The organism is Corynebacterium gottingense (assembly GCF_003693265.1).
GTDB classification, from domain to species: Bacteria; Actinomycetota; Actinomycetes; order Mycobacteriales; family Mycobacteriaceae; genus Corynebacterium; species Corynebacterium gottingense.
In genome coordinates, this window is record NZ_RDRE01000123.1 from 1 (window position 1) to 1,517 (window position 1,517).

Genomic DNA, 1,517 nt, shown 5'->3' on the forward strand with positions numbered 1-1,517 from the left:
AAGTCGTTGCCCTTGTCGGTGGCGAGCGCGTCGCGGAAGTTGTCCAGCGTCACGTGCGTCGGCCACGGGGTGGTGTCGAAGGTGTGCGCTTGGTCGCGCAGCGCGGTCACGAGCATCCAGTAGAAGGGAGCGAGCCCCCAGAACATGATGAAGATGACGCCTGCGTAGTGCCAGAACTTTTTCATCGCGTGCCTTTCATGCTTTTCGACGCCTGCCTGCCACCCACATCAGCGCCCAGGAACCGGATCATGACGAATGCGACGGCGAAGATGAGCAGGAAGATGAGCGTGGACAGGGCGGAGGCGCTGTTGAAGTTGCCTTGGCGCATGTCCTCGACCACGAGCTGGGAAATCGTGGCGGTGGGGGAGTTGGAGGACCCGGAGATCATGATGACGGGCAGGTCGTACATGCGCAGCGCGTCGAGCGTGCGGAACAGGATGGCGACCATCAGCGCGGGGCGCACCAGTGGCAGGGTGATGCGGGTGAAGGTTTGGAGGGACGACGCGCCGTCGACACGCGCTGCCTCGTAGACGTCTCGCGGGATCATCTGGAGGCCGGCGAGGATGAGCAGCGCCATGAACGGGGTGGTCTTCCACACGTCGGCGATGATGACGGCGAAGCGCGCGGCCCACGGGTCGGTGGTCCAGGCGATATTGTGGCCGAGCAGCGAGTTGACGATGCCGCTGGGCGCGAACATGAACTGCCACAGCTTCGCCGTCACGGCGGTGGGGATGGCCCACGGGATGAGCACTGCGGCGCGGATGAGGGCGCGGACGCGCGACGGGTGGTTCATCACCAGTGCCATGCCGATGCCCAGCACCGTCTCAAGCGCGACCGTCACGACGGTGAAGAAGAGGGTCACGCTTACCGACGGCCAGAAGTCGGTCGCCAGCACACCCGGCGGACACGCGCCGACCTCGCCGGAGGCGGTCATGCACCGGTTGGTCAGCCAGTACAGGTAGTGCTCGACGCCCGCGAAGCCGCCCTCGGTGAACAGGCCGGTGGCGGGGTCGAGGTGTTTGTCGGACTGGAACGAGAGCCAGATGGCGCGCACGATCGGGTAGCCGATCACGACAGCCAGCACGGCGAGCGCCGGGGCGACGAGCGCGGCGGCCTTGCCGGCGTCGCTGCGGTGCCTTCGCCGTTTGGGGGAAGCGGTTGTCATACACCACACTCCATTTCTTTTGGTGCGTAAACGGGCAAAACGCCCGCGACCGAAGTGTAAACGGTGGCGGGCGTGATGCGTGGGCTACTAGGAGGCCTGCTGGATGGCGCTGGCCATGTCCTTCGTCGCGTCGTCAACGCTCTTTCCGGAGGTCAGCGCGGCGTACGCGTTGTCCTGGATGGCCTTGGAGATCGCCGGGTAGAACGGGGAGACCGGGCGCGGCTTCGCGTTCTCCAGGGACTCCTTCAGCGCCGGCAGGTACGGGTGCTCCTTGACCAGCTCGGCGTCGTCGTAGATGGAGGCCAGCACCGGCGGGAAGGAGTTCTCGGCGAGCGAGAGCTGGTTTTCCTCG

The 1,517-nt window shown here is 65.8% G+C and carries 1 protein-coding gene and 2 pseudogenes; all 3 read right to left on the reverse strand.

All coding sequences use genetic code 11. From position 1 onward, the window contains the following. Positions 1–185: pseudogene (locus EAW56_RS12125) on the reverse strand (carbohydrate ABC transporter permease); the annotation flags it as partial. Continuing rightward, positions 182–1,165: a carbohydrate ABC transporter permease gene (locus EAW56_RS12130; protein WP_095536412.1), complete on the reverse strand. Its 984-nt coding sequence runs from the start codon at positions 1,163–1,165 to the stop codon at positions 182–184. The pseudogene EAW56_RS12125 and the gene EAW56_RS12130, both read right to left, overlap by 4 nt. Positions 1,166–1,252: 87 nt before the next feature. Continuing rightward, positions 1,253–1,517 (reverse strand): annotated as a pseudogene (locus tag EAW56_RS12135) (ABC transporter substrate-binding protein); the annotation flags it as partial.

Bases quoted from the DNA above. Each gene is read 5' to 3' on its own strand.
- EAW56_RS12130 (WP_095536412.1), bottom strand. From the start codon at position 1,165: ATGACAACCGCTTCCCCCAAACGGCGAAGGCACCGCAGCGACGCCGGC.